Below are 25959 nucleotides of genomic sequence, written 5' to 3' on the forward strand. Positions count from 1 at the left end.
TCCGGTTGGCATGCTAGCGGGGGGTGTTATGGCCTATTTTATAGATCGGCGCCTGAACGGCAAAAACAAGAGCATGGTGAACCGCCAGCGCTTTTTACGCCGCTACAAGTCGCAGATAAAGCAGTCCATCGCTGACGCCATCAACAAGCGCTCAGTGACAGACGTAGAAAGCGGTGAATCCGTATCGATTCCCAACGAAGACATTAATGAGCCGATGTTCCATCAGGGACGCGGTGGCCTGCGTCACCGTGTTCATCCCGGCAACGATCACTTCGTGCAAAATGACCGCATCGAACGTCCGCAGGGCGGCGGTGGCGGAGGAGGCAGCGGTCAGGGCGACGCCAGCAACCAGGGCGAAGGTCAGGACGAATTCGTCTTTCAGATTTCGCGTGATGAATACCTCGATCTGCTGTTTGAAGATCTGGAACTGCCGAATCTGAAGAAAAACCAGTACCGGCAGTTAACGGAGTACAAAACGCACCGGGCCGGTTTCACCGCCAACGGGGTGCCTGCCAATATCAGCGTGGTACGTTCGCTGCAAAACTCCCTCGCCCGCCGCACCGCGATGACCGCGGCAAAACGGCGCGAGTTGCATGCGCTGGAGGACGAACTGGAAGCGCTGCAAAACAGCGAGCCGGCGCTCCTGCTGGAGGAAGAGCGGCTGCGCAAGGAGATAGCCGAACTGCGCCAGCGTATTGAGCGGGTGCCGTTTATCGATACCTTCGATCTGCGTTATAAAAACTACGAACGGCGTCCGGAACCCTCCAGCCAGGCGGTGATGTTCTGCCTGATGGATGTTTCCGGCTCCATGGATCAGGCCACCAAAGATATGGCCAAACGTTTCTATATTTTGCTCTATTTGTTCCTGAGCAGAACCTATAAAAACGTCGATGTGGTGTATATCCGTCACCATACCCAGGCTAAAGAGGTCGATGAGCAGGAGTTCTTCTATTCTCAGGAAACCGGCGGCACCATCGTTTCCAGCGCGCTCAAGCTGATGGATGAGATCGTGCGCGAGCGTTACGACGCCGCTCAGTGGAATATCTATGCCGCCCAGGCTTCCGACGGCGACAACTGGGCCGACGACTCGCCGCTGTGTTACGAACTGCTGGCGAATAAGCTGTTGCCGCAGGTCAGGTACTACAGCTACATCGAAATTACCCGTCGTGCTCATCAGACGTTATGGCGTGAATATGAAGGCCTGAAGCAACGCTTTGATAACTTCGCCATGCAGCACATCCGTGAGCCGGACGATATTTATCCGGTTTTCCGCGAACTGTTTCATTCCCAGGTTAACAAGAACTGAAGCCACCCGTAACCGCCGGTTATTCCGGCGGTTACCCTCCTTCAAAGTATTACGCCGGACACGCTCCCTTACATCTTCTCAAGGAACCCTGCCTCATGCGACGAGTCTGATGTTTCTGTCAGCGGTATCAGCAAGTTAGCTCAGTTTTTTATCTTCAACCTATCGTACAGGCAAAAGCGCAGATGCAGTCTATCACCGGTAAAGCCGCGCATTGGGCGGAAATATGGCGGCTCATTAAACCCTATTGGATTTCAGAAGAAAAAGTCAGCGCCTGGTCGCATTTGATCGCAATCATCGTGCTGACGCTCGGCGGTGTATACATCAACGTTCTGATTAACGAATGGAACCGGGTCTTTTATGATGCCCTGCAAAATCATCATTATGCTGTCTTTAAAACCCAGTTAATCCGCTTCAGCTATCTGGCCTTTTTCTTCATCGTGATCGCCATTTACCGCGTTTACCTGACGCAGGGCCTGCAAATGTTATGGCGCCGCTGGATGACCCGGCAATATATGGACAAGTGGCTGGCCCACCAGTCTTACTATCACACGGAAATGCAGCAGACCATCGACAACCCCGATCAGCGTATCGCACAAGACCTGAGCGCCCTGACTAACGGCACGCTGTCCCTGACGCTGGGGCTGCTGTCCAGCCTGGTGACGCTCGGTTCTTTCATCGCCATTCTGTGGTCGGTCAGCGGCCCGCTGACGCTGATGATTCACCAGCATACGCTGACGATACCCGGCTATATGGTGTGGTTCGCCCTGCTCTACGCCGGTTTGGGATCGCTGATCATTTGGTGGATTGGCCGCCCGCTGGTCGGGCTGAGTTTCGATCAGGAACGCTTCGAGGCTAACTTTCGTTTCGGTCTGATCCGGGTACGCAGCAACGCCGATGCCATCGCGCTTTATCATGGCGAATCCCAGGAAAAGAACCAGCTGAATCATCAGTTTGAAAACATTCGCGCCAACTGGTGGGATATCATGCGCCTGACGCGGCGCCTGAACGTGGCATCCACGTTCTACGATCAGTTCGCGATTATTTTTCCGATTCTGGTCGCTGCACCGCGCTATTTCGCCAATGCGATTCAACTGGGAACGTTGATGCAGGTTGCTTCCGCCTTTGGTCAGGTACAGGGAGCGCTTTCCTGGTTCATCGGCGCTTTTACCGATCTGGCGTCCTGGAAAGCCTGCGTCAACCGTTTGGCCGGCTTCAACGCCGCCGTTGAGCTGATCGAACAGCAGCCGGTAACAATCCGCCGGACGCCGCTGAACGACCCGGATGACGCGCTGGTGCTGCGCGATCTTTCTCTCTCGCTGCACGACGGGTGGCCCCTGTTCAGCCATGCCAACCTGCGGGCGCGGCGCGGCGACAAAATCTTGATCGCCGGCCCGTCCGGATGCGGCAAATCGACCCTGCTGCGCGCCATCGCCGGCGTCTGGCCGTATGGTCAGGGCGAAATCGGCCTGCCGCCCGATGAGCGTCAAACGCTGTTTTTACCGCAAAGAAGCTACCTGCCCGTCGACACACTGCGTGCCGCGCTGTGTTATCCGCGCGATGCGGCGCAGTTCGGGGATGAAACGCTGCGTGACGTCCTGCACGCCTGCCGTCTGGGATATCTGCGCGACAAGCTGGACCTGCGCGCAAACTGGGGCGGTACGCTTTCTCCCGGCGAACAGCAAAGGCTGGCCTTTGCCCGCGCGCTGATTATCCGCCCGGACATTCTTTATCTGGACGAAGCCACCAGCGCGTTGGACGAAGAAACCGAACAGCACGTGTACCAACTTTTAAATGCGCGTTTGCCAAACGTTACGCTGATAAGCGTCGCACACCGCAGCAGCGTGGCGTCGTTCCATACCCTGCGCTGGCAATTCATCCGTCCGGCGGCGCCCGGCGACGATGGCGATATCCGGCTGTCTCCCTCGTCGATTCAGGTCAGCCAACTTTCTGCCTGAGTCCCTGCGTTAAAAATGGCAAAGCCCGGAAAATTTCCGGGCTTTTATTTACGCAGTATTGCGAATATCAGAATTGATAAACCAGACCAAGAGCAACAACGTCATCGCTGTTCAGATTCAGTTTATTGTCATCGTCCAGCTGGTTGATCTTATATTCGGCAAATACCGACATATTCTTGTTGAAATAATAGGTTGCGGCTACGTCGAAATATTTCACCAGATCGGCATCGCCCACGCCTTCAATATCCTTGCCTTTTGACTGGATATAACCCAATGACGGGCGCAAACCGAAGTCAAACTGATATTGTGCAACCACTTCAATATTCTGCGTTTTATTCGCCATGCCTTTCACGCTGGTGCTCACGCCGTTAATCGACGCTTTGCCGGAGATCGGGGTCATATTGCGGGTTTCCGCATACATGGCGGCCAGGTAAACGTTGTTGTCATCATATTTCAGGCCAGTGGTCCAGGCTTCTGCCTTATCACCGCGGCCATAAGCCAGCGACTGTTGCATCGCGGTACGGTCGGAGGCGGCATACGCCGCGCCAACGCTGAAACCGGCGCCGATATTGTAGTTGGCCGACATCCCGAAGCCGTCACCGTTTTGCTTACTGTAATCACGGTCGCCTTCATTCTTTCCCTGATATTGCAGGCCGATGTTCAGGCCATCGACCAGGCCGAAGAAGTCGCGGTTACGGTACGTCGCCACGCCGGTAGTACGCCCGGTCATAAAGCTGTCGGCGCGGGTATAGCTGTCGGCGCCGAATTCCGGGATCATATCGGTCCAGGCTTCCACGTCATACAGGATGCCGTAGTTACGGCCATAGTCGAAGGAGCCAAACTTATCGAAGCGCAAACCGGCAAAGCCCAGGCGGGTTTTGGTGCCGGTCGTCCCCTCGCTTTCCGCATGGTTTGCCGCAATTTGATATTCCCACTGCCCGTACCCCTGCAGCAGATCGTTAATCTGGGTAATTCCCTTGAAGCCAAAACGCACGTAAGACTGATCGCCGTCAACGGCCTGGTTGTCGGAGAGATAATGCTCCGCTTTTACCCGGCCGTAAAAATCCAGCTTGTTGCCGTCTTTGTTATAAACCTCTGCTGCCTGCAGTACGGGAGCCATTGCCATCAGCGCCAAAGTCATTGTTAGCTGCGTCTTCTTTTTCATCATCTCATCCACTGTGCCTGAATATTTAATGTTTTTGTCGCACCTGAATTCGGTGCTCGCAGACTTTTTACCGGATGAACGTGATGTTTTTATTACAATCAGGCCGCACAGGTGAGTTCGCGCATTCCTCACACAATAACCACTCATAAATTATGTGTATACATCTCAGTCAATTTGTTTGACATAAAAAAATCAGTAACTTCTTAGTAAAATGCGCACTAATTATTAAGTTAATTATAAAAACCCACTTTAGTTAATATTCTGTATCAGTTATTTTGATGACATGTAAATTATGGGGTTATACTGATAGTGACTTCTGATTTTGTCTGGCTATCTCATTACGGAGAGCCCTGCTCAAAAACGGAAGCATTCCACCATCGCGAATGCAAGGTACCTGACATGAATAATCCATTCATCCATAAGGCAGCATCAGCGTCTTTTGACATTGAAGTCTCACAGGCGATCGGAGAAGCGGTCAGAGATATCGTGGGCCGGGAAGGCGATATTGTTTTCGGCCAGTTGATCGGATCGCTGGCCAGAGCGGCGAACGGCGAGACAGACAGAATACGTAAAGATATTCTTTTAACGGCTATTGACTCACTGTTGGACGATCGCACCCTTCAGCCCCAGGACACACTCAAAACGCCCGTAGGCTACCAATAAACGTTTACCCTCCCGGTTACGAAATGCGGCGCGCTGCGCCGCTTCGCTCCGGCGTGCATATTTTAGGCGATTGAAAGTCAGGATTTTCCCACTACCGCGAAATAGGTTCATAATTAAATCCTGTCTTAATCAGATAGCTATTCCTAAGGAGATTATCATGTCCGATCCACACCACATCGCAGAATGGGCGCGTTTACGCGAAACGTCTATTGAAATTGCACGGGCAATTTTTGAGCTGGCTAAAAACGATGAAGTTCTTGCTCAGAAGATCTGGGATGAAGGGAACGATGAAGTGCTACCGCTGGCGTTCGCCCAAACGGATGCCGATGAACTCTACTGGGGTGATGAAACCATCTTCCGCGCCAATGTTTGATCGTTCGATGCCTGATCGATCAATATCTGACTGATATCACCCGCGCGGGCGGGCAAAACGGCCTGCGCGGGTCGTTTCGTCCGCCCGATTTATACAGTTTCCACCGCCACCCTCGGCGCCAGTGCGCACAGCAGTTCATACCCCAGCGTACCCGCCGCCTGCGCTACCTCATCAACCGGCAGATGTTTCCCCCATAGCTCAACGGGAGTACCGATATCCGCGCCGGGCAACGCCGTCAGGTCAATCGCCAGCATGTCCATGGAAACGGCCCCCAGCAGCCCCGTTCGCTCCCCGGCCACCCATACCGGCGTACCGCTCGGCGCATGGCGCGGATAACCGTCACCGTAGCCGCAGGCAACAATCCCCACCCTGAGCGGACGTTCCGCCCGGTAACGGCTCCCGTAGCCAATGGCGTCGCCGGGCCGCATCTCCTGCACGGCGATAATTTCACTGGTCAGCGACATCACCGGTTGCAGGCCGGTCGTCGCGATATCGGCTGCTCTGCCGCTCGGCGACGCGCCGTAAAGAATGATCCCGGGCCGTACCCATTGAAAGTGACTTTGCGGATGCCACAGCGTGGCCGCGGAATTCGCCAGCGAACGCGGCCCCGGAATATCGGCGGTCGCCTGGCGGAAAACCTGGAACTGCGCATCAATGCCGTGCGGATTATCCGCGTTGGCAAAATGAGTCATCAGCGTAATCTCACCCACCGCCGGCATGTCGCGCAACCGGCGGTAAACCGGGTCGGCATGGTGCGGCGGAAAACCCAGCCGGTTCATTCCGCTGTTAATCTTGAGGTAAACGTTTATCGGCTGGTCCGGCGTCGCCTGTTCCAGCATCGATAACTGATATTCACTGTGAACCGTCGTCGTCAGCCGGTAACGGTCGATCAACGCCAGATCGGCGCCATCAAAAAATCCTTCCAGCAACAACACGGGGCCGGTCCACCCTTCTTCCCGCAATAACACCGCTGCTTCCGGCTCAATCAGGGCGAAGCCGTCACAGCCGCTCAGCGCATGCCATACATGCCGTAGCCCATGGCCGTAGGCATTGGCTTTCACGACCGCCCAAACGCCGCTGTGAGGCGCATATTGGCGAACGCGGCTCAGGTTATGCCGCAGCGCGGCCAAATCAAGGGTTGCACGAACCGGACGGGGCATGGCGTTCTCCAGCAAAATGGCTCCCCGGAGAATGCCAAAACGCCGGGGAGCACAATCGGGTTAGTGAGCAGTATGCATTCCGCTCATTTTGGTGCGGGAGCCTGCGTGAAAGCGGCGATCATAGCGGAAGACAGAGAGATCATCCGCAGGAATCGCCGGCGTAATGCCGGAGATGATATCGGCCAGCAATTGCCCGGAGCCGCAGGCCATCGTCCAGCCCAGCGTACCGTGACCGGTATTGAGGTACAGGTTTTTAATCGGCGTTTTACCCACCACCGGCGTACCGTCCGGCGTCATCGGGCGCAATCCGGTCCAGAATACGGCCTGCGACGGATCGCCGCCGAGAGGATAGAGATCGCGAACCACCATTTCCAGCGTACGCCGCCGGGCCTCCAGCAGGCGCGTGTCAAAACCGACGATTTCCGCCATTCCCCCGACGCGGATACGCTGATCGAAACGGGTAATGGCAATTTTGTAGGTTTCATCCAGTACGGTGGAAACGGGCGCGCCGTCGGGATTGGTGATCGGGATAGTCAGCGAATACCCCTTAAGCGGATAAACCGGTATCGCCACCGTATCCTGCAACAGCGCGGTAGAGTATGACCCAAGCGCCACCACGTAAGCATCGGCGGTGAGGATTTCCGTCCCGCACTGCACGCCGCTGATCTCGCTGCCCGTGCGCAGCAGGCGATCGACTGACACCCCGTAGCGGAACGTGACACCTTCCTGCTGAGCCATCGCCATCAGACGCTGGGTGAACAACTGGCAATCGCCGGTTTCATCATTCGGTAATTGCAGGCCGCCGGTCAGCTTATCTTTCACGTGCGCCAGCGCTGGCTCCGCCGTGGCCAGTTGATCCGCCTCCAGCAAACGGTAAGGCACGCCGGCATCCTGCAAAACGGCGATATCGCGGCTGGCGTTTTCATACTGTTGCGCAGTACGAAACAGTTGCAGCGTTCCCTTCTGACGCCCTTCGTAGCTGATGCCGGTTTCCGCACGCAGCGCTTTCAGGCAGTCGCGGCTGTATTCAGATAAACGTACCATCCGGCTTTTATTCAGCATGTAGTGCGATGTATCGCAGTTGCGCAGCATCTGCCACATCCAGCGCAGTTGGAATCCCGTACCGTCCAGACGAATCGCCAGCGGCGCATGGCGCTGGAACATCCATTTAATCGCTTTCAGCGGCACGCCCGGCGCCGCCCAGGGCGCCGCATACCCCGGCGAAATCTGCCCCGCATTGGCTGCGCTGGTTTCAAGCGCCGGCCCTTCCTCGCGATCCAGCACCACAACCTCATGGCCCGCTCTGGCTAAATACCAGGCGCTGGCGACGCCCACCACACCACTTCCTAATATGAGAACCCGCATCGTTTCCCCCTCCAACGGCCATGATGAGCATGTACGATATATCGCGACTGCCTCCGGTCACCACGGCACTGCTTTCAGCGATTTATGTCACAAAATGAATGAATACAGGAATAAATCATCATTTTCAGCGCCAATCACCTGCTGAAAACAGATGCCTTTTGCTTATGATATGTCACTTCGTTCTGACTTGCAGAATCCGGGGTTTTAGGAAGTTTTGTAATTTATTTGTTAACAGAATAATGTTTCAGTCTGCTACTTCGCCACCATTCCATTTCACCAAAAATTAACATATATACAAAATTAGCGTGCGATTTTTACCCCTGAAATCCGTTGATTTTTCGCCGCCGCCCTTTCGCCCGCTGTGCCGGTAAATAAGGGCTTAAGTCACTGAAGCGTGACAGGAAGCTCTCACTTTTTCTCCGGCTGGGCTACGCTTGTAACAGGGCCTTGCGAATTGACGGGCTCATAAAAAGAATGAGGGTGCGCTGATGGTGACTTCAACACAAGAAAATACCCGGCACGGTACTGTGCTGAGTGATGGACCGGATTGGACCTTCCCGCTGCTGCAGGAGTATCTGGATCACATTGATCGGGTAGCGAAATACTACCGCCTGGATACCTACCCCCATCAAATTGAGATCATTACCGCCGAACAGATGATGGATGCCTACTCCAGCATCGGTATGCCGATCAACTACACGCACTGGTCCTTCGGCAGGAAGTTCATTGAAACAGAGCAGCTCTATAAGCAGGGCCAGCAAGGGCTGGCGTATGAGATCGTCATTAACTCCAATCCCTGCATCGCCTATCTGATGGAGGAAAACACCATTACCATGCAGGCGCTGGTGATGGCGCACGCCTGCTACGGCCACAACTCCTTCTTCAAAAACAATTATCTGTTCCGCAGTTGGACCGACGCCAGCTCAATCGTCGATTATCTGCTGTTCGCCCGTCACTACATCAGCGAGTGCGAAGAGCGCTACGGCGTTGAAGAGGTGGAGAAGCTGCTGGACTCCTGCCATGCCCTGATGAACTATGGCGTGGACCGCTACAAACGGCCGCAGAAAATTTCGCTGGAAGAGGAACGCGCACGCCAGAAAGCGCGCGAGGAGTATCTGCAAAGCCAGGTCAACGATCTGTGGCGTACCCTGCCACGGCGTGAACGCGAAGAACAGGCGGAAACAGAGCGTCGTTTCCCCAGTGAGCCGCAGGAAAACATTCTCTACTTCCTCGAGAAAAATGCGCCGCTGCTGGAGTCCTGGCAACGTGAGATCGTGCGCATCGTGCGTAAAATCAGCCAATATTTTTACCCGCAAAAGCAAACGCAGGTAATGAACGAAGGCTGGGCGACATTCTGGCACTACACCATTCTCAACCACTTATACGATGAGAAAAAAGTCAGCGACCGCTTTATGCTGGAATTTCTCCACAGCCACACCAACGTCGTTTACCAGCCGCCGTACAACAGCCCCTATTACAACGGCATCAACCCCTATGCCCTGGGGTTCGCCATGTTTCAGGATATCCGCCGCATCTGCCAGTCGCCAACCGAAGAGGATCGCCGCTGGTTTCCGGATATCGCCGGTAAAGACTGGCTGGATACGTTGCACTTCGCCATGCGCGACTTTAAGGATGAGAGTTTCATCAGCCAGTTCCTGTCGCCCAAGCTGATGCGTGATTTCCGTCTGTTCACCGTATTAGACGACGATCACAATAACTACCTGGAGATCGACGCCATTCATAATGATGAAGGCTACCAGAGGATCCGCGAACAGCTTTCCGCTCAATACAATTTGAGCAATCATGAGCCCAATATCCAGGTATGGAACGTAGCCCTGCGCGGCGACCGTTCCCTGACGTTGCGTTATATTCCGCATAACCGCGCCCCGCTGGATAAAAGCCGGCGGGAAGTCATGAAGCATCTGCACCGCCTGTGGGGTTTTGATGTCTATATGGAACAGGTGAATGAGGACGGCAGCATTGAGCTGCTGGAACGTTGCCCGCCCAGAAGCGGACAATCTGAAAACCGGTAAATAAAGAGGGCGCCTTAAGGCGCCCTCTTTATTTCATTATGCCGTTCTCTTAACGACGGCCATCGGCCAGATCGCTGGGAATCGCATTCTGCATGCTGCTCCAAATCGCCCCGCTCTCTTTACCGTAAGAGCGAACGTAATCCATCACTTTCTCATGATTCTTGTCACGGCACAGCTGGCTGAGTTTGTCATAAAAACTCAGCGCCAGACGACGGGCCTCAGGATTAGAGAAATAATAGCGCCCCACGCGGGTGTACAGCCCTTTCAGGCCATTGAAGATCAGGCCGTAAATCGGATTCCCGGACACGAACGCCAGCCCGCGAAAAATGCTGTAATCCAGTTCGGTAAATGCCTCCGCCTGGTCGTTGACTCCCTTGGCGCTGGCCAGAACTTCCTGTGCTTTTTCAGGATGCTGGCGCACGGCGGCGCGGATAAAAATGGAAGCGATATTGGTGCGTACCGACAGCAAATTATCAATCAACTGAGGAACGCTGTCGTGGTCAAGGCGTGCCAGCGTTTCCAATATATTCAACCCCGACGTTTCCCAGAAATTATTCACCTTGGTCGGTTTACCGTGCTGAATGGTCAGCCAACCATCACGCGCCAGGCGTTGTAACACCTCACGCAACGTGGTTCTGGTCACGCCAATCAGCTCTGAAAGCTCGCGCTCTGCGGGGAGAATAGAACCCGGCGGAAAACGGTTATTCCAAATACTTTCAATGATGTACTCTTCCGCAAACCCAGCAGGACTCTGCGCCTTAATAACCATAGTTGTTGACGTTCCGTAGCGACTTCAATTAGCAAAAACTGTGATCTCATCATACCAGATCGCAAAAACCGGATATAGCTAAAAACCGGAAACTGTGGGTAAACCGACAAAAAACTGCGGCGTCTAATCCCCCTATTTTCTCAGGTAATTATGCCGTCCAGCTGCATTTTTATCCATTATGCAACTCCGCGCAACTGGCTTGAATGAGAATTAACCTCAATAAGTACTGGATTCGCAGTGCTAAGCGGAGTTAGAATCAATCTCGTTATCAATCTGACTCAGAGGGAAGTATGGATCTTGCAGGTGTCTTGATCGCCACGTCCGGCGTTATTATGACCAGCGCTCTGGTCGTCACGGTTTACGGCGGCATGCCGCGTTTATTCCGTAAAGCCCCGCCCAAGTCGGAGCCTGAGTACAATGACGCATTTACTGACCTGTCGGTCGCTGACGATGCGCGCCAACCTGCGTTCGGCGATCTTAATGTTCCTCTGCCGGCCATGAGCGCCGTGGGTGATTTGAACATCCCTCTGCCCGCCATGCGTACGGTATTGGGCACCATCAAAGAAAAAGAGTAACCGTTCGTCAGACGAAAAAAATCCGCCGATTGAGGCGGATTTTTTGTTTGCGCGGCAATCAGATTTTACAGCCTTCGCAGTCGCTTTCATCCTGCATTTCTTCCGGCACATCCTGCGCTTTCTGCTGCGCGCGTTTCTCCGCCTGCTCCAGCTCGGCGTCAATGTCAAAATCAAAAATATCGTCGCTCATACATACTCTCCTGACCATTTCAGCCGGTAAGTATAACGGGAAACAGAATGTTTTGACCATTTCCTACCAATATCGTCCTCTAATAATACATGCCCGCAGTATAAAGTATTTCTATAATTTCATGATTAATCAGTCCAATTTTTTTGGGCGCACCGCTAAAAACGTGTATATTCAGGTTTTGACTCGATTATTTAACAAGCTGGATGGCGTCAGTTTCTGTCCGCGATAATGAAGGTATTATGGACAACACATTTTCCAGGGCATTTTCCCGTAATTTTCTCGGCAACGCGCCCGAGTGGTACAAAGTTGCAATTTTAGTCTTTCTGTTGATTAACCCGTTGGTATTCCTGTTCGTCAGCCCTTTCGTCGCCGGTTGGCTGCTGGTCATTGAATTTATCTTTACCCTTTCAATGGCGCTGAAGTGCTACCCTTTGCTGCCCGGCGGATTGCTGGCGCTGGAGGCCGTGCTGATCGGCATGACGACGCCGGAACAGGTTTCCCATGAGATCGCAGCGAATTTAGAGGTGTTACTGCTGCTGATTTTCATGGTTGCCGGCATCTATTTCATGAAACAGTTATTACTGTTCGTCTTTACTAAGCTGCTGCTCAACATTCGCTCCAAAACGGCGCTTTCGCTGGCATTCTGCATTGCCTCTGCGTTTCTTTCCGCGTTTCTGGACGCCCTGACGGTCATTGCCGTGGTTATCAGCGTCGCCATTGGCTTCTACGGTATTTATCACCGTGTCGCCTCCGGCGTTATGGAAGGCGACACCAATCTGTCAGACGACAGCCAACTGCGTAACGTGGGCCGTCGCGCTATTCTTGAGCAATTCCGCGCCTTCCTGCGCAGCCTGATGATGCACGCCGGCGTTGGTACCGCGCTGGGCGGCGTCATGACCATGGTGGGTGAGCCGCAAAACCTGATCATTGCCAAAAACGCAGGCTGGAACTTCGGTGAGTTTTTAATCCGTATGGCGCCCATTACCTTACCGGTATTCATCTGCGGCGTGATGACCTGTTATCTGGTAGAACGCTTCCATGTCTTCGGCTACGGCACACGCCTGCCCAAGCGTGTTCGCCAGGTTCTGCGCGACTACGACCGTAAGGAAACCGCCCAGCGCACCCGCCAGGAACGCATACGCCTGATCGTACAGGCCGCGGTCGGTATCTGGCTTATCGTCGCGCTGGCGTTCCACCTTGCCGAAGTGGGTTTGATTGGCCTGAGCGTCATCATTCTGACCACCTCATTCTGCGGCGTCACCGATGAACACGCGATTGGTAAAGCATTCCAGGAGTCACTGCCCTTTACCGCCTTGCTGACCGTATTTTTCTCCGTGGTTGCCGTCATCATCGACCAGCAGCTCTTCAGTCCTATTATTCGCTTCGTACTGCAGGCGTCGCCGGATAACCAACTGACGTTATTCTACTTATTCAACGGATTGTTATCCGCCATCTCAGATAATGTTTTCGTCGGCACCGTCTATATTCACGAGGCTAAATCAGCCATGGAGGCTGGCATCGTCTCACTGCAGCAGTATGAAATGCTGGCTGTCGCCATCAATACCGGCACTAACCTGCCTTCCGTGGCGACACCTAACGGCCAGGCTGCGTTTCTGTTCCTGCTGACCTCCGCGCTGGCGCCGCTGATCCGGCTGTCATACGGGCGCATGGTATGGATGGCGCTGCCCTATACCATCGTACTGACGCTGACGGGCCTTTTATGCGTGGAGTTTCTGTTGCATCCCGTTACCGATCTGTTCTATCAATGGAACTGGCTGTCTGCCCCCGTCGGTTGACGGGTTTCAGCGCCCCTGTTAGCAATATGTTTAGATTCCGTTTTTTATCCCGGAACACGCGTATTTTCACGAAAAAAAGCGCGTAGCAGGCTGGCAGGGGGGCAGAATTGGTTTACACTGCGCACATCTATGCTAAAAACACGGAAGAACTCTGTCATGCTGCAATATTTGAATCGTTGCTCGAAAGGCCGAGGGGCCTGGATTTTAATGGCCTTTACGGCGCTTATTCTGGAGCTGATTGCGCTCTATTTTCAGCATGTCATGCTACTTCAGCCCTGTGTCATGTGTATTTATGAGCGCTGCGCCCTGTTCGGCGTACTGGGCGCCGCTATCGTCGGCGCTATCGCCCCTAAAACGCCGCTGCGCTTTGTCGCCATCGCTATCTGGCTTTACAGCGCTTACGAAGGGCTGATGCTGGCATGGCGGCATACCATGATTCAGCTTCACCCTTCCCCGTTTAATACCTGCGATTTCTTCGTCAACTTCCCCTCCTGGCTGCCGCTGGACAAATGGGCGCCGGCGCTTTTCGTCGCTTCCGGCGACTGCTCCGAGCGTCAATGGGAGTTTCTGACCCTGGCGATGCCGCAATGGTTAATCGGGATCTTTGCCGCTTACTTGGCAGTAGGCCTGTTAGTCACCATCAGCCAGTTTGTGAAGCCCAAGCGCCGCGATTTATTTGGCCGTTAATTTTATTTATTTCTTAAAACCTGACCCCGCAATTATTTCAATAATGCGGGGTTAATTTTTTAATTGACCCCAATATTAATTCTTATCGAATTCATTTAATCAATTGTATTTTCCGCACGATATATATCACGTCAACGCGCCTAATAGCCGCTGCCAATGATATTCATATAAGCAATACCACTAATAGTCTTTATCCTATTTATTCATTTTTATTTCTATTTTCCCTATGCTAATTTTAGCAACGTAGAATAAACCTGACAGGCTATTCGAAAATAGAATCATTAATTCCCCATTTTAATATATAAAAGGAGTTTGTAATGAAATTCATTCCTATGAATGACGTAAATAATATCAATGGCGGCAAAGGCGATACATGTTCAGTAAGTTACGATTGGTTTTACCGTTATACTGACCCGAAGCGCGGCTGGACGACAACCTGTGAAAGAACGTCCAAATGTGTAGATAAACACGGGAAAATAACCTCTTTATCAGTAAGCACCGTAGCAAACAACCGTTGCAGCTAACTTTCCATTAATAGTTCCTTGTTAACAGCTCCCCGTTAATAGATAGTGGCGCTACACACTTGTTTTATTACAAGAATACCCTTCGGCGCCAACAGTTGGCGCCGCTTTATTAATTTGCGGAAAGAATAAATGAAAAAAAAGTATTTTTGGCTGTTTGCCTATACGGTCGCAATTATCGCTATTTCAGCGGTATGTACCACTAAATGGATTGAGTATTTCGTCCTGAACAGCAATGACCAGGAGATGTTAATTGATTATGGCGCTAACGCCCCCCAGTCATCACCGTTAAAAGAATCCACGCCTATCGTGGAAGTTTTCTCTTACGGCTGTCATTTCTGTGAAAAAAATGAAGCCAACGTCGATGCACTGGAAAAGACGTTACCCGCCGGACAAAAAATTACCCGGCTCCATATTAATGACGGCAACAACGGCTGGCTCTCCGCCACCGCTAAAATCTACGCCACGCTGCGCGTAATGGGCATAGAAGATAACTACCGCAGCAAACTTTATGATCTCGTCATCAACAAAAAGGCCGATATCACCAACGCCGAACAATTTGATCAATGGCTGCGTGAAAACAATATTGACGTTACCGCTTTCAGAAATACCGAAAAGTCAGAACAGGTCAAGCAGTTGATGGACTACCTGCAATCCGTCACCCGCTACTATAAAGTTTCCGGAACGCCCGCTTTTATCGTCAACAAACGCTGGGTCGCCTTCCAGGATGACGAATTCCCGGCCTTCGGGAAAAAGCTGGTTACCTTATCCGAATCAAACGCCGGTAAGAGCAACTAATGCGCCGGTTAATGATAGTGCTGTTTTTCTTTTGGGCGGATTTGATACGAAAAGTCAGGCTTCTGCGCTGGCGCTTACACCGCGCCGCCCTCCGTTCCGGCTATGCAATTCTTCACTATTGCTCCTACCGCCGGTTATTCGTCATGGCGCATTTAGCACGCTATCTGCGCATGACGGATAAAAATCAGCGTTATCGTTCACGGGTAGCAGAAGAAAATTACCGCTGCCTGCTTGGGCCTGATCCCCGGTTCGATTACACCTGGGTTGCCCAGCGCCGCATGATCATCGAGATGGCGGCAACGCGCGGCCAGAATACCGCGCTGATGAGAGAGATCGAAGCCTGCGCCGCCACGCTGCGCGCGTTTATACAGGCTGAAGAACTGAAAAAAAAACCGGTAATACTCGCCCCGATGCATTCGGTATCAGACATTCTGGCCGTCATCATCGGCGCCAGGGCAACCCAGCTTCCCGTCTCAGTGATCGTTTCTTCAAACGCAGATGAGTACCAGCGGAAAGATCGTGAATTGGGCGGAATAACGAATATTACGTACTGTTCTATTCATGATGCAAAAGAAAACCGGGCTTCACGTCTCATTACCGATTGTATGGATGCGATCTCAGGGAATCGCCACTTTCTGATCTTTCCCGATATGACGCCGGAATACACGGCGCAGACCTCCTCAGGAAAAATGGAAACTGCGCCATGCCGAATGTTTGGCAGGCCGGCGGTAATACACAGCGGAATTACCCGCATCGCCAGGTTATTGTCCGCAAATACGCTGTGCTACACCCTTTACTATGATCGCGGGATAAAAATACATATCGATCGTGTGATTCATGCAGATCAACTTGCAGACAGGCTGCCAGAAAACATCGAAACCTCTATCCGTCGTTTCCCTCAGGACTGGCTTCTTTGGCATATGCACTCTTTATATTTTTACAATGACTAAAAATGGAATTTAATATTATCCCTACCGTAGTTATACAAAATGAAGCGAACGAATGCGGCCTTGCCTGCATCGCTATGTTTGCCGAAAGTCAGGGTATTCAGATAACGCTGGATGAATTACGCGAAAAATACCCTGCCTCATCACACGGCATGACGATGAAACAGGTTTGCGAAGTGCTTCACGAGCTGTCATTACCCGTGTGTCCGGTTATCTTTGAATTTAATGAGCTGCGGGAACTCCCCTTACCCGCAATTCTCCATTATGGCGCAGGACATTTTGTTCTACTCGCCTGGCGGCGGGGGGAGAATATTTGCGTTATGAACCCGGCAATCGGTCAACAGCTTATACCCGCGGCAGCCTTAAAAGAGCAGATCAGCGGCTATGCCGTTATCCTGCCGGCTGACTACCAACCAGACCAGCAAAAAATAAAAGCCGCCAAGCGGGAACAGCGGCAGAAACGGCTGTCTTTTCTCAGCCTGCGCGACACTGCCGCAATTAAAGGCATTTACAGGCTGATGCTGATCGCTTTCGCGATCTCATTAACGCTTTTTATCATGCCGATTATGGTGTCCTCCGCAATTAATGACGTCTACTCATCCGCCGGCGCCATCGAGTTTCCTTATCTGCTTTATATTTCCGTCTTTATTCTCTCTTCACTACTGGGCCTGTGGGTGAAGTTCCTGAGCGAGGGATTTATCCGACGCTTTATTCTGGTGAAAAGCGCATCCGGGTTTTCCAGCTTGCTCAATAATTCGCTCACCTATTTTGAAAAACGCGCGCCGGGTGACATTTATACCCGCTTTTTATCCTGGCAAAATGCCAACGGAAAAAAGATAGATCTGGACAACGTGCTGCGTATCGACTGGCTGATTGTCGTCATTGCTTTTCTGGTGATGAGCTATATCAACTTCTCGCTGGCGCTGGTGTCCTTCGCCGGCGTCACGCTGATGGGCATCATCAGCATATGGGCAATGTACCGGGATCGTTTTTACACCCAGTTGATTGAGCAGCAAGGCGCTGAGCAAAATGATCATATCATGGAAACCATCCAGGGCTTTTCGACCATCAAAGCCGCAGGGCTGGTCACCGATCGCCAGCTGGCCTTCTCCCGTTTCTCATCAAGGCTGTTTAATACGCTTCAGCGCAGAAATATCTACGAAACGATAAAGAACAACATTTACCAGTTAGTCAATAGCCTGGAAATGATCCTGTTCATGATGATTGCGCTTCCGCAGTTAAAAAATGGCGGCATGACGCTGGGCGCTTTCTTTGCCTACGGCTTCATCAAGCAAATCTTTTACAGCAATGTCACCAGCATCTTTTTCGCCATATTAGAAAAAAACAAGATCAGCATCATCGACGCCCGCGCACGGGATATATTTCCCACGCAGCCCCAAAACGCCGCCTCTTCCGCCCCTGTTGCGGTGAAACAGTTTGAGCACGAGCTGTCGCTCCATAATATTGAATTCGCTTATGACCGCGAAAAGAGCCTCTTTTCCGATTTCTCACTCACCGTTGCGAAGCGCAGCGCAATCGCAATCGTCGGGCAGTCCGGATGCGGCAAAAGTACCCTGCTGAAAATCATGACGGGGCTGTTGCCGGCCACGCAGGGCCATATCACCGTTGACGCCGTTTCTTATCAGGATGAGGCATTATCCGCGCTGAGCTTTTTACAAAATCAGGATGACATCCTGTTTAACGGCTCGGTCAGGGAAAACATCACGCTTTTTTCCGCGGTTTCCCCGGCGCAGGAAGCCCTGGTACAACGCCTGATTGAAGCAGTTGATCTGCAACCGGCGATCGCAGCGCTTCCCGGCGGGCTGAATGCGCTGATACGGGAAAGCCACGCCGGCCTGTCGCTCGGTCAGCGCCAGCGTCTGCTCCTTGCCCGCGCGCTCTATTCGCAGCGGCAGATCCTTATTCTTGATGAACCTACGGCGAACCTCGACCAGGACACCGCGCTCCGGGTGATGACGAACATCATCGAACTATGCCGCGAACAGCAAAAAACGCTGATCGTCGTTACGCACAGCGTCGAGCTGCAACCCCTTTTTGACCGCGTTTACGAAATGTCAGAAGGAAAGCTCCTGAATCCTCCCGCTTCCCCGGCTTCAGAGCAGGAGGCGCAATGTCTTTAATCCGTCGTTTTATCTTTCTGCTGATCGTTCCGGGTATTCTGCCGGGCGCGCTCTGCGCCGCGCCCTCTGACATCACGGAAGTCACCCGTGGAGATATCGAACAGGTTGTTGCGACAACGGGCGTTCTGAAACCGTCGGCGTTAGTACACGTCGGCGCACAGGTTAACGGACAGATCCAAAAGCTGTACGTGAAACAGGGCGATCAGGTTAAAGCCGGCCAGTTGCTGGCGGAAATCGACCCCAAGCTGCAGCAAAACGAGCTGATGAACGCCGAAGCCATGCTTAACAGCGCCCGGGCGCAGAAGTCCGCCTCCGAGGTAACGTTAAAACGCTACAAGAAAGCCCTGGATCGCGAGCGAAAATTAGCCCATGACGGTTCGGGCGTGCAAGCTGCGCTGGAAGAAGCGGAGGCGAATTACTATTCGCAACTGGAACAGGTCAAGGTCAACGAAGCCCAGGTCGTTCAGTCGCAAGTCCAGGTCGAAACCGCCAGAACCAATCTTGGCTATACCCGTATAGAAGCGCCGATCAGCGGCGAAGTTTTAGGCATTGTGGCACAGGAGGGGCAAACCATCGTCTCTTCACAATCCGCGCCGACCATTCTCGTGCTGGGCAATATGGACGTCATGGACGTTCAAACCCGCATTTCCGAAGCGGACATTCTTAATGTCTCCCCCGGTCAAAAACTCTGGTGTTTCGTTCAGGCCGAACCGGGCACGCGCTACAACGGCGTATTGAGCACCATACAGTCGGCGCCCGACAGCGTACTGAAAGATCCCAATACCAGCAATACCGCCGACGGCGACGGCCAGGCCGTCTACTACAACGGTAACTTTACGCTGAATAACCCCGGGCACCGCCTCAAAACCTCGATGACCGTACGCGTCTTCATTCTCAACGCGCAGGCAAAAGGCGTACTGCGCATCCCTCTGGAAGCGCTCGGTGAAAAAACCGGAGAAGCGCGTTATCGGGTACGGGTTGTTCATGGTAACAGCACCACAGAAAAAACGATTACCACCGGTATTCGCGATCACCAGTTTATTGAAGTGACGTCCGGCCTGCGCAAGGGTGAAAAAATCCTGTTGGCGCCGTTAGCAGGAAAAACATCATGACGCCTTCCGACTACGCCATCTGCCTGAAAGACGTCGGCCGGGATTTTCTCTCCGGCGATACTCTGCTGCAGGCTTTAACGCGAATTGATTTGCAGATCCGGCGCGGTGAAATGGTTGCCATCATGGGCGCATCCGGGTCAGGTAAGTCCACGCTGATGAATATCATCGGCTGTCTTGACGGTGCAAGCCGGGGCGAAGTGTATATTCACGGAGAACCGCTGCATAACGCCGATCAGGAAAAACGGGCGCTGATTCGCAGCCAGCGCATTGGCTTTATTTTTCAGCGCTACCATCTCATTCCCTTCATGAGCGCGGAAGAAAACGTTCTGGTTCCCGCGCAATATCAGTGCTGGCCCGAAAAAGCCCGGCGTGAACGGGCACAATTGCTGCTGGCGCGTCTGGGGCTGGCGGAGCGCAAACATCACCGCCCCAGCACGTTATCGGGCGGCCAGCAGCAGCGCGTCAGCGTCGCACGGGCATTAATGAACGGCGCCGACATCATTCTCGCCGACGAACCGACCGGCGCACTGGATAAAGCGAGCGGCGAACAACTGATGGCGGAGCTTAAGGCGCTGCATCAGGCCGGGCGGACGGTGGTTATCGTCACTCATGACCGCAATGTCGCCCGGCAAACGGAACGCATCATTGAAATCAGCGAAGGGGCAATCGTCAGCGACGCGCCGTCCGCCTCCCGTGCAGCGGTAACGCATATTGAAATTCCGCACATTAATGAACATGCCGTCGCCACCTTTATGCAGCGCCTGCGTTCCGCCCTGCTTATCGCCTGGCGCGCGCTATGCGGGCATCCGGGCCGCGCCCTGCTCTCAATGCTGGGAATTATTATCGGCATCAGCGCCGTCATTATTTCCGTTGCCGTCGGCGAAGGCGCAAGGCAAACCGTCCTTGATGAAATGAGCCGGTTCGGCACGCAGGCTATCGACATCTATCCCGGTTCCCAGCAGGGCTCAATCAAAAAGTACGAAGCCCGGCCGCTGACCGAAGAGGAGATGATGATGCTTACCCGCCTGCCCGAAGTCGCGGCCGTTTCTCCGCAGTTAAGCACGTTCGCCATGGTGAACTATGCCGGCAAAATCGCATCGCTTACCGTCAACGGCGTCGGGGAGAACAAATTTGCCGTCAGCGGCGCCACGTTCCTGGCCGGCAGAGGGTTTACGCCGGAGGAACGCAGCAGGAATGACGCAGTTATCGTCATCAACAGCGCGCTACGGGATGCCCTGTTCCCCTCCTCCGTGAATCCCATCGGCGAGGTCATCTATCTCGGCATCGTTCCTTTTCGCGTCATCGGCGTAGCAACGATGCCGGGAATCGGCTATTCCGACAATCAAAATGAATCCTGGATACCGTGGACCACGTTAAAAATCCGGCTGGGCGGTAAACAGGCATTCGATAACTTCAGCGTACGCGTCACCAGCGGCTATCACGTGTCTGACATACAGCAACGCATTGAGCGACTTTTTGCCAGCGTACGCGGCGTGAGCGATATCTATACCCGCTCCAACATTGAATTTATTCAGGCGGTGGACAATACCTCCCGCTCGCTCAATCTGCTGATCACTTCCATTGCCGCCATTTCGCTTCTCGTCGGCGGGATCGGCGTAATGAACATTATGCTGGTTTCCGTAACCGAGCGCGTTTATGAGATCGGGATTCGCCTCTCCGTGGGTGCGCGCCCCGCCGACATCATGCTGCAGTTCATCATCGAAGCCATGGTGATTTGCCTGCTGGGCGGTACGCTCGGCGTTTTGATCGCGGTCGCGGGGTGTTTGATTGTTCCGGAAATTAATCCTGAGCTACGCATGATCATGAGCTGGCAGCCGATCATCCTGGCCTGCCTGTTTTCCATACTTATCGGACTGCTATTCGGCTTCTTTCCCGCCCGGCGCGCAGCGGCCCTCAATCCGGTTGAGGCGTTGGCAAAAGAATGAAACGTTTATTACTCCCCGGTTTTGCCGTGCTATTAAACGGATGCTCCTCCCTGACGTTAAGCGAATATCAGCGCCCGGTGCTTTCGTATCCTCCCGCATGGCAGCAACACACCAGCGGAACCGCCTACCTGCGCGACTCAGGGCAATGGTGGCGGCAGTTTAATGACCCGATGCTGTCGTCAAATATTGAGCGGGCGTTGATCAGCAATAACGATCTTATCCTGGCCGGGATGCGCCTTAAGCAAGCCCTGCTGGATGTTAAGCTCAGCAACGGTACGCTGACGCCCGATGTTTCCGCCAGCGGCAGCGCCTCAAATGCTAAAAGCCTCAAAACCGGCGACCCGTCCAGTGAACGCTATAGCGCATCGCTTTCTCTCAGCTATGAGCTTGATTTGTGGGGTAAGCTCGCCAGCACGCGCAGCCAGGCCCAGTGGTCGGCAAATGCCACGGCGCAGGATTTACAAAACACGGCGCGATTACTGATCGGCTCCGTTGCCGGGCTACACTGGCGCCTGGCGCAATACAACCAAAAAATACGACAGTTGCAGGAGATTCAGCGCCTTAATGAACAGGTGCTGAAGCTTACCGGGTCGCAATATCAGGCGGGTAAAGTCGGCCAGGAAGACGTTTTGCAGGCTGAACAAACCATCGTCAATCAGCGTCTTCAGTTGGCGTCGCTGCAAACGGAACGGGAAAAAGCGCGCCACGCGCTGGCTATTTTACTCGACCTCCCGGCCGGGACCGCAGTCCCCGAAAGCACGACGACAAAAGAAGTTTCACCGTTAACAATTTCGCTGTCCCAACCTCTGGCCATTATTGCCCGGCGGCCCGACGTTCAGGCGGCGGAATGGCGGCTGCGCGCTGCGCTTGCCGGGTCCGACGTTGCGCGCCTGAACTTCTACCCTACGCTTTCGCTTCAGGCCGTGCTGGATACCGGCGCATCCGTTTTCAGCCAATGGTTTTCCGCGCCGTCACGCACGTTGGGCACGCAATTAGGGCTGCCTTTTTTGCAATGGAATACGGTACAGGCCACCGTCGGGCGCTCAGCGCTTGACGTTCAGCAGGCTGCGATCACCTTCCGCAGCAGCGTGAATAGCGCGCTTTCTGAAGTCGCCGACGCCAACGTCGAACGTGAATCGCTGTGGAAACAGTATCAGACGTTACAACGTAACCAGTCGATCGATACCCGGCGCAGCGCTATCGCCCGCAGCAAATACCAGGCAGGAGAACAATCGCTAACCTATCTGCTGAACGCCATGGCGCAAGAATTCAACAACGAAATCAATCTTACGCAAGCAGGTTATCAGTACCTGAATGCCACGCTCACGCTGTGCCTGGCAATGGGTTACGGAAATACCTGACGCGTCCGGACAATCAGGGAAAAGAGGAATAACGATGGGAAATACACGAAACCGCAGAGTCGTCGTCACCGGCTACGGCGCGGTAACGCCGCTGGGCCACGGTGCGCAAGCCAGCTGGGAAGCCATTATGGATAACCGCGTCGGTTACCGGCCGGTTGATAAAACACAGGCAGGGATCGTCTCCGGCATTTATGGCCTGATCGACACGCCTGCAAACGTCAGATTTTTACCCGCAGCCATCCGCCGCCGTTTGCCCCGGTTCGCCGCTTTCGCGCTCGCAAGCGCTAAAGAAGCCATTGATATGGCATTCGGTCAACACACCATCGGCGAATATTATGATCCACTGACCTGCGGCGCCATTATCGGCACCGGTTGGGGAGGATTGGATGAGGCCATCGACAGCTACGACCTCTACCGCGAAAAGCAGATGGGGTCGCCTTTCGGCTGTTTTCTCTCCATGCATAACGTCGCGACCGCGGCATGCAGCCAATTCTGGGGGCTGCGGGGCTATCAGAACACCCCAATCGCCGCCTGCGCAACGGGCAGCATTGCCATCGGCGACGCCTGTGAAATTATTCGCAGCGGCCGGGCCGCCATGATGTTGGCCGGCGGCGCTGAATCGCTGCTGCGCGATAATTCAGTCTGGAATATTGACGTCCTGCGCGCGCTGACACAGGAACAGCATGACGTAACGCGCGCCTGCTGCCCGTTCAGCCTCGATCGTAACGGATTCGTTCTCTCGGAGGGGGCGGCAGTTTTATGCCTTGAGGAGCGGGAATCGGCCCTTGCGCGCGGCGCCGTCATACTCGGCGAGATAACGGGTTACGGCAACTATTCCGACGCCAGCGACTTTACCGCGCCCGCCGCCGATAAAATCGCCCGGGTAGAAACCATACGACAGGCGCTCGCGCAGGCAAACTTGCATGCTGAGCAATTGGACTACATTAACGCGCACGGCACCTCAACGCCGCTCAACGATCTGAATGAAACCGAGGCGCTGAAAATGGCGCTCGGCGACACAGCGTATACGATCCCGGTCTCCAGCACGAAGTCCTGGTCCGGGCATCTGATCGCCGCCGCCGGCAGCTTTGAAACCATCATTTGCCTGAAAGCGCTGGAACATCAGATTATGCCCGCCACGGCGCATCTTAAGCATGCGGACCCGCAGTGCGATCTGGACTATATCGCCGAAGGCCATCGCCAAGGAAAAATCTCGCACACGCTGAACGTCAGCTTCGGGTTTGGCGGAGCCAACGCCGCGCTGATTATTTCACGGGGGGCGGCATGATAGTGCGCTACGGCCCGCAAGACGCGCAGCGGTGGGCAACCTTTTCCGGCGACTTCAACCCGATTCATTTTGATCTCGCCGCCGCACATCACATCGGCCTGCCGTCGCGTGCCGTACACGGCATGCGCGCCATGCTGGACCTTAAGCAGCACATCAGCAAAACGTATCTTCAGCACACGGAAGAAAACGCGCCGTCGCTGCACTTTTCGGCACGGCTGAAAGCACCACTCTACGAAAGCCATGATTATCATTTGACGAGCGACAACCGGCAGCCGCAACGCATACGGTCAGTCATCCGGGACGCAGAAAGCACGGTAAACAGCATAGAAGCCACGCTCAGGCCCGCGCCGCTCCCGCATTACGCCATCTCGTCACCTGAGCAGACATTCGATCCTGGCGCTCGGGAAGCGGCATTCAATGACGCCACGGCTGATTCATCCGAAAAGCTCGCCGGTTGGTTGCTGCCAGACGCATCGCTCTTTTGCTGCATCCTTGAAGCGCCGCAAACCATGCAGGTGGTAAACGACGTACTTCCGGACCTTGGCGCCCGCTGCCTGGCGGAAGTCTTCCCGGTACTCCCCATGGTGCAGACGCACCACGATGTTTATTTTTCATCAACGCTGTTGTCCCCTCAATCCGCCGGAGCCATGCCGCTGCGCTGGCACGTCATTCCCACCATTCTGATGGGAAACCGGAACGAGGGATTTATTTTCAGAATGGGCGCTCAGGGCAGCTTGTCGCACCGGGAACACATCACGGTGCTGATCACGCTGAAAACCTGGCCGCTGCTATAAAACGACGAAGGACTGAACCATGAACGATATAAATACGCTGTTGAACAACTTGACCACGCTGATCTGTGACGCCAAAGATCTTGACCCCGAGACGTTTAATCCGGACGCGCCTTTGGTTAATTACCAGTTGGACAGTATTGATTACGTTGAACTGATGATCGTAATTAAGCGCGATTATCAGTTCGAACTGAGCGCAGACATCTTTATTAATAATCCAATGATTACCGCTCGCGAACTTTGCCAGCAGTTATTAGAAGGTAAACAGGGAAAATGAGCAGGAAATGGGTCCTCGTCACCGGCGGTAGCCGGGGGATCGGCGCAGAGCTTGTCCGTTGCCTGTCCCGGCAATATGACATCGTATTCACCTGGCTGAATAACGGGCAGGAGGAAACTCAATTCACCGGTACGGACTGGATCAAAAGCATTCAATGTGATGGCAGGAGTGAGCAACAGGTTGTGGCAACGGCAGAACAGCTTTTGCGGGAACACGGCTCGCCTTACGCTATCGTGCATAATTCCGGCATTTGCCGCGACAGCCTGCATATTCATCAGTCAAGCGACAGCTGGCAGCAGGTAATGGATAGCAACCTGAATACCGTGCTTTACTGGAACCGGATATTGCTGCCGGCAATGATGCTACAGGGAGAAGGAGCGCTGCTATTAATGTCTTCGGTCAGCGGTATAAAAGGAAATCCGGGGCAGTCGGCCTACGCGGCCAGTAAGGCGGCACTGATCGGCATGGGGCATTCCCTGGCCCTGGAATTAGGCCGGTTCGGCATTACCGTTAATTGCCTGCTGCCTGGTTTTATCGAAACGGATATGACAGCGGCCCTGCCCGGCCCCCGTAAAGAAGCTCTGCGTAAAAGCATTCCGCTGCGCCGTTTTGGTACGGCACAGGAAGTCGCACAGACTGCTGCATTCCTTCTCAGTGAGCCGGCACGTTATATTACCGCACAGTCGATTATTATTGATGGCGGAATGACGGCCTGATATCACATCGCCACAGGGCATTCG

At 53.8% G+C, this 25959-nt stretch carries 23 protein-coding genes; 18 read left to right on the forward strand and 5 right to left on the reverse strand.

The features are described from left to right. The first annotated feature begins 28 nt into the window (after positions 1 to 28). Together C8D90_RS03765 and C8D90_RS03770 are read left to right on the forward strand one after the other, a co-directional pair. Positions 29 to 1306 carry a YeaH/YhbH family protein gene (locus C8D90_RS03765; protein ID WP_115457047.1) on the forward strand — a complete coding sequence of 426 codons (1278 nt, stop codon included), beginning with the start codon at positions 29 to 31 and terminating at the stop codon, positions 1304 to 1306. Between the two features lie 182 nt (positions 1307 to 1488). Then, positions 1489 to 3261, forward strand: a complete 1773-nt coding sequence (locus tag C8D90_RS03770) for an ABC transporter ATP-binding protein/permease (RefSeq protein WP_115457048.1) — start codon at positions 1489 to 1491, stop codon at positions 3259 to 3261. Positions 3262 to 3328: 67 nt separating this feature from the next. On the opposite strand, the gene C8D90_RS03775 is transcribed toward C8D90_RS03770, so the two are convergent. Next, positions 3329 to 4402, reverse strand: a complete 1074-nt coding sequence (locus C8D90_RS03775) for a porin (RefSeq protein ID WP_230472953.1) — start codon at positions 4400 to 4402, stop codon at positions 3329 to 3331. A gap of 423 nt (positions 4403 to 4825) precedes the next feature. On the opposite strand from C8D90_RS03775, the gene C8D90_RS03780 reads away from it, so the two are divergent. Both C8D90_RS03780 and C8D90_RS03785 read left to right on the forward strand, forming a co-directional pair. Next, entirely contained in the window at positions 4826 to 5089 is a 264-nt protein-coding gene (locus C8D90_RS03780) for a hypothetical protein (protein ID WP_115457049.1), read from the forward strand. A gap of 157 nt (positions 5090 to 5246) precedes the next feature. After that, on the forward strand, positions 5247 to 5462 hold the full coding sequence (locus tag C8D90_RS03785) for a YccJ family protein (protein ID WP_115457050.1): 216 nt from the start codon (positions 5247 to 5249) through the stop codon (positions 5460 to 5462). Positions 5463 to 5551: 89 nt separating this feature from the next. Here the strand turns inward: C8D90_RS03785 and alr are convergent, their stop codons facing one another. Both alr and C8D90_RS03795 read right to left on the reverse strand, forming a co-directional pair. Beyond that, positions 5552 to 6622, reverse strand: coding sequence for an alanine racemase (gene alr, locus C8D90_RS03790; protein WP_115457269.1), 1071 nt, complete (start codon positions 6620 to 6622; stop codon positions 5552 to 5554). A gap of 60 nt (positions 6623 to 6682) precedes the next feature. Further along, positions 6683 to 7987 (reverse strand): D-amino acid dehydrogenase, encoded by a 1305-nt coding sequence (locus C8D90_RS03795; protein WP_115457051.1) that lies wholly within the window; start codon positions 7985 to 7987, stop codon positions 6683 to 6685. A 488-nt stretch (positions 7988 to 8475) separates the two neighbouring features. On the opposite strand from C8D90_RS03795, the gene C8D90_RS03800 reads away from it, so the two are divergent. Then, a complete protein-coding gene (locus C8D90_RS03800) occupies positions 8476 to 10020 on the forward strand; it encodes a SpoVR family protein (protein ID WP_115457052.1) in 1545 nt (514 codons plus the stop codon). Between the two features lie 49 nt (positions 10021 to 10069). On the opposite strand, the gene fadR is transcribed toward C8D90_RS03800, so the two are convergent. After that, positions 10070 to 10789 (reverse strand): fatty acid metabolism transcriptional regulator FadR, encoded by a 720-nt coding sequence (fadR, locus tag C8D90_RS03805; RefSeq protein WP_115457053.1) that lies wholly within the window; start codon positions 10787 to 10789, stop codon positions 10070 to 10072. Between the two features lie 290 nt (positions 10790 to 11079). Between fadR and C8D90_RS03810 the strand changes: the two genes are divergently transcribed. Then, positions 11080 to 11364 (forward strand): alpha trans-inducing factor protein, encoded by a 285-nt coding sequence (locus C8D90_RS03810; RefSeq protein ID WP_115457054.1) that lies wholly within the window; start codon positions 11080 to 11082, stop codon positions 11362 to 11364. Positions 11365 to 11422: 58 nt separating this feature from the next. Here the strand turns inward: C8D90_RS03810 and C8D90_RS22365 are convergent, their stop codons facing one another. Then, positions 11423 to 11554 (reverse strand): hypothetical protein, encoded by a 132-nt coding sequence (locus C8D90_RS22365; RefSeq protein ID WP_260503120.1) that lies wholly within the window; start codon positions 11552 to 11554, stop codon positions 11423 to 11425. 239 nt (positions 11555 to 11793) lie between these two features. Between C8D90_RS22365 and nhaB the strand changes: the two genes are divergently transcribed. The 12 genes from nhaB (at position 11794) to C8D90_RS03870 (ending at position 25935) form a co-directional block, all read left to right on the forward strand. Further along, positions 11794 to 13350: a sodium/proton antiporter NhaB gene (gene nhaB, locus C8D90_RS03815; RefSeq protein ID WP_115457055.1), complete on the forward strand. Its 1557-nt coding sequence runs from the start codon at positions 11794 to 11796 to the stop codon at positions 13348 to 13350. Between the two features lie 156 nt (positions 13351 to 13506). After that, complete coding sequence (dsbB, locus tag C8D90_RS03820; RefSeq protein ID WP_115457056.1) at positions 13507 to 14037, forward strand: disulfide bond formation protein DsbB; 531 nt, start codon at positions 13507 to 13509, stop codon at positions 14035 to 14037. A 653-nt stretch (positions 14038 to 14690) separates the two neighbouring features. Then, complete coding sequence (locus tag C8D90_RS03825) at positions 14691 to 15356, forward strand: DsbA family protein (RefSeq protein ID WP_115457057.1); 666 nt, start codon at positions 14691 to 14693, stop codon at positions 15354 to 15356. Between the two features lie 11 nt (positions 15357 to 15367). Continuing rightward, positions 15368 to 16306 (forward strand): lysophospholipid acyltransferase family protein, encoded by a 939-nt coding sequence (locus tag C8D90_RS03830; protein ID WP_147291315.1) that lies wholly within the window; start codon positions 15368 to 15370, stop codon positions 16304 to 16306. A 2-nt stretch (positions 16307 to 16308) separates the two neighbouring features. After that, positions 16309 to 18444: a peptidase domain-containing ABC transporter gene (locus C8D90_RS03835; RefSeq protein WP_115457059.1), complete on the forward strand. Its 2136-nt coding sequence runs from the start codon at positions 16309 to 16311 to the stop codon at positions 18442 to 18444. Then, the gene (locus C8D90_RS03840) at positions 18435 to 19556 is read left to right on the forward strand and encodes an efflux RND transporter periplasmic adaptor subunit (protein ID WP_115457060.1); all 1122 of its coding nucleotides are present in this window, start codon (positions 18435 to 18437) and stop codon (positions 19554 to 19556) included. The genes C8D90_RS03835 and C8D90_RS03840 overlap by 10 nt, the downstream gene beginning before the upstream one ends. Beyond that, positions 19553 to 21502, forward strand: a complete 1950-nt coding sequence (locus C8D90_RS03845; protein WP_115457061.1) for an ABC transporter permease — start codon at positions 19553 to 19555, stop codon at positions 21500 to 21502. Before C8D90_RS03840 ends, C8D90_RS03845 begins: the two co-directional genes overlap by 4 nt. Further along, entirely contained in the window at positions 21499 to 22863 is a 1365-nt protein-coding gene (locus C8D90_RS03850; RefSeq protein ID WP_115457062.1) for an efflux transporter outer membrane subunit, read from the forward strand. Before C8D90_RS03845 ends, C8D90_RS03850 begins: the two co-directional genes overlap by 4 nt. A 34-nt stretch (positions 22864 to 22897) precedes the next feature. Further along, on the forward strand, positions 22898 to 24151 hold the full coding sequence (locus C8D90_RS03855; RefSeq protein WP_115457063.1) for a beta-ketoacyl-[acyl-carrier-protein] synthase family protein: 1254 nt from the start codon (positions 22898 to 22900) through the stop codon (positions 24149 to 24151). Next, the gene (locus C8D90_RS03860) at positions 24148 to 24945 is read left to right on the forward strand and encodes a MaoC/PaaZ C-terminal domain-containing protein (protein ID WP_115457064.1); all 798 of its coding nucleotides are present in this window, start codon (positions 24148 to 24150) and stop codon (positions 24943 to 24945) included. Before C8D90_RS03855 ends, C8D90_RS03860 begins: the two co-directional genes overlap by 4 nt. A gap of 19 nt (positions 24946 to 24964) precedes the next feature. Continuing rightward, a complete protein-coding gene (locus tag C8D90_RS03865) occupies positions 24965 to 25219 on the forward strand; it encodes a phosphopantetheine-binding protein (protein WP_115457065.1) in 255 nt (84 codons plus the stop codon). Then, the gene (locus C8D90_RS03870) at positions 25216 to 25935 is read left to right on the forward strand and encodes an SDR family oxidoreductase (RefSeq protein ID WP_115457066.1); all 720 of its coding nucleotides are present in this window, start codon (positions 25216 to 25218) and stop codon (positions 25933 to 25935) included. The genes C8D90_RS03865 and C8D90_RS03870 overlap by 4 nt, the downstream gene beginning before the upstream one ends. Positions 25936 to 25959 lie beyond the last annotated feature (24 nt).

This window comes from Enterobacillus tribolii (assembly GCF_003363015.1).
GTDB lineage: Bacteria > Pseudomonadota > Gammaproteobacteria > Enterobacterales > Enterobacteriaceae > Enterobacillus > Enterobacillus tribolii.

Bases quoted from the DNA above. Each gene is read 5' to 3' on its own strand.
- C8D90_RS03765 (WP_115457047.1), top strand. From the start codon at position 29: ATGGCCTATTTTATAGATCGGCGCCTGAACGGCAAAAACAAGAGCATG.
- C8D90_RS03770 (WP_115457048.1), top strand. From the start codon at position 1,489: ATGCAGTCTATCACCGGTAAAGCCGCGCATTGGGCGGAAATATGGCGG.
- C8D90_RS03775 (WP_230472953.1), bottom strand. From the start codon at position 4,402: ATGACTTTGGCGCTGATGGCAATGGCTCCCGTACTGCAGGCAGCAGAG.
- C8D90_RS03780 (WP_115457049.1), top strand. From the start codon at position 4,826: ATGAATAATCCATTCATCCATAAGGCAGCATCAGCGTCTTTTGACATT.
- C8D90_RS03785 (WP_115457050.1), top strand. From the start codon at position 5,247: ATGTCCGATCCACACCACATCGCAGAATGGGCGCGTTTACGCGAAACG.
- alr (WP_115457269.1), bottom strand. From the start codon at position 6,622: ATGCCCCGTCCGGTTCGTGCAACCCTTGATTTGGCCGCGCTGCGGCAT.
- C8D90_RS03795 (WP_115457051.1), bottom strand. From the start codon at position 7,987: ATGCGGGTTCTCATATTAGGAAGTGGTGTGGTGGGCGTCGCCAGCGCC.
- C8D90_RS03800 (WP_115457052.1), top strand. From the start codon at position 8,476: ATGGTGACTTCAACACAAGAAAATACCCGGCACGGTACTGTGCTGAGT.
- fadR (WP_115457053.1), bottom strand. From the start codon at position 10,789: ATGGTTATTAAGGCGCAGAGTCCTGCTGGGTTTGCGGAAGAGTACATC.
- C8D90_RS03810 (WP_115457054.1), top strand. From the start codon at position 11,080: ATGGATCTTGCAGGTGTCTTGATCGCCACGTCCGGCGTTATTATGACC.
- C8D90_RS22365 (WP_260503120.1), bottom strand. From the start codon at position 11,554: ATGAGCGACGATATTTTTGATTTTGACATTGACGCCGAGCTGGAGCAG.
- nhaB (WP_115457055.1), top strand. From the start codon at position 11,794: ATGGACAACACATTTTCCAGGGCATTTTCCCGTAATTTTCTCGGCAAC.
- dsbB (WP_115457056.1), top strand. From the start codon at position 13,507: ATGCTGCAATATTTGAATCGTTGCTCGAAAGGCCGAGGGGCCTGGATT.
- C8D90_RS03825 (WP_115457057.1), top strand. From the start codon at position 14,691: ATGAAAAAAAAGTATTTTTGGCTGTTTGCCTATACGGTCGCAATTATC.
- C8D90_RS03830 (WP_147291315.1), top strand. From the start codon at position 15,368: ATGATAGTGCTGTTTTTCTTTTGGGCGGATTTGATACGAAAAGTCAGG.
- C8D90_RS03835 (WP_115457059.1), top strand. From the start codon at position 16,309: ATGGAATTTAATATTATCCCTACCGTAGTTATACAAAATGAAGCGAAC.
- C8D90_RS03840 (WP_115457060.1), top strand. From the start codon at position 18,435: ATGTCTTTAATCCGTCGTTTTATCTTTCTGCTGATCGTTCCGGGTATT.
- C8D90_RS03845 (WP_115457061.1), top strand. From the start codon at position 19,553: ATGACGCCTTCCGACTACGCCATCTGCCTGAAAGACGTCGGCCGGGAT.
- C8D90_RS03850 (WP_115457062.1), top strand. From the start codon at position 21,499: ATGAAACGTTTATTACTCCCCGGTTTTGCCGTGCTATTAAACGGATGC.
- C8D90_RS03855 (WP_115457063.1), top strand. From the start codon at position 22,898: ATGGGAAATACACGAAACCGCAGAGTCGTCGTCACCGGCTACGGCGCG.
- C8D90_RS03860 (WP_115457064.1), top strand. From the start codon at position 24,148: ATGATAGTGCGCTACGGCCCGCAAGACGCGCAGCGGTGGGCAACCTTT.
- C8D90_RS03865 (WP_115457065.1), top strand. From the start codon at position 24,965: ATGAACGATATAAATACGCTGTTGAACAACTTGACCACGCTGATCTGT.
- C8D90_RS03870 (WP_115457066.1), top strand. From the start codon at position 25,216: ATGAGCAGGAAATGGGTCCTCGTCACCGGCGGTAGCCGGGGGATCGGC.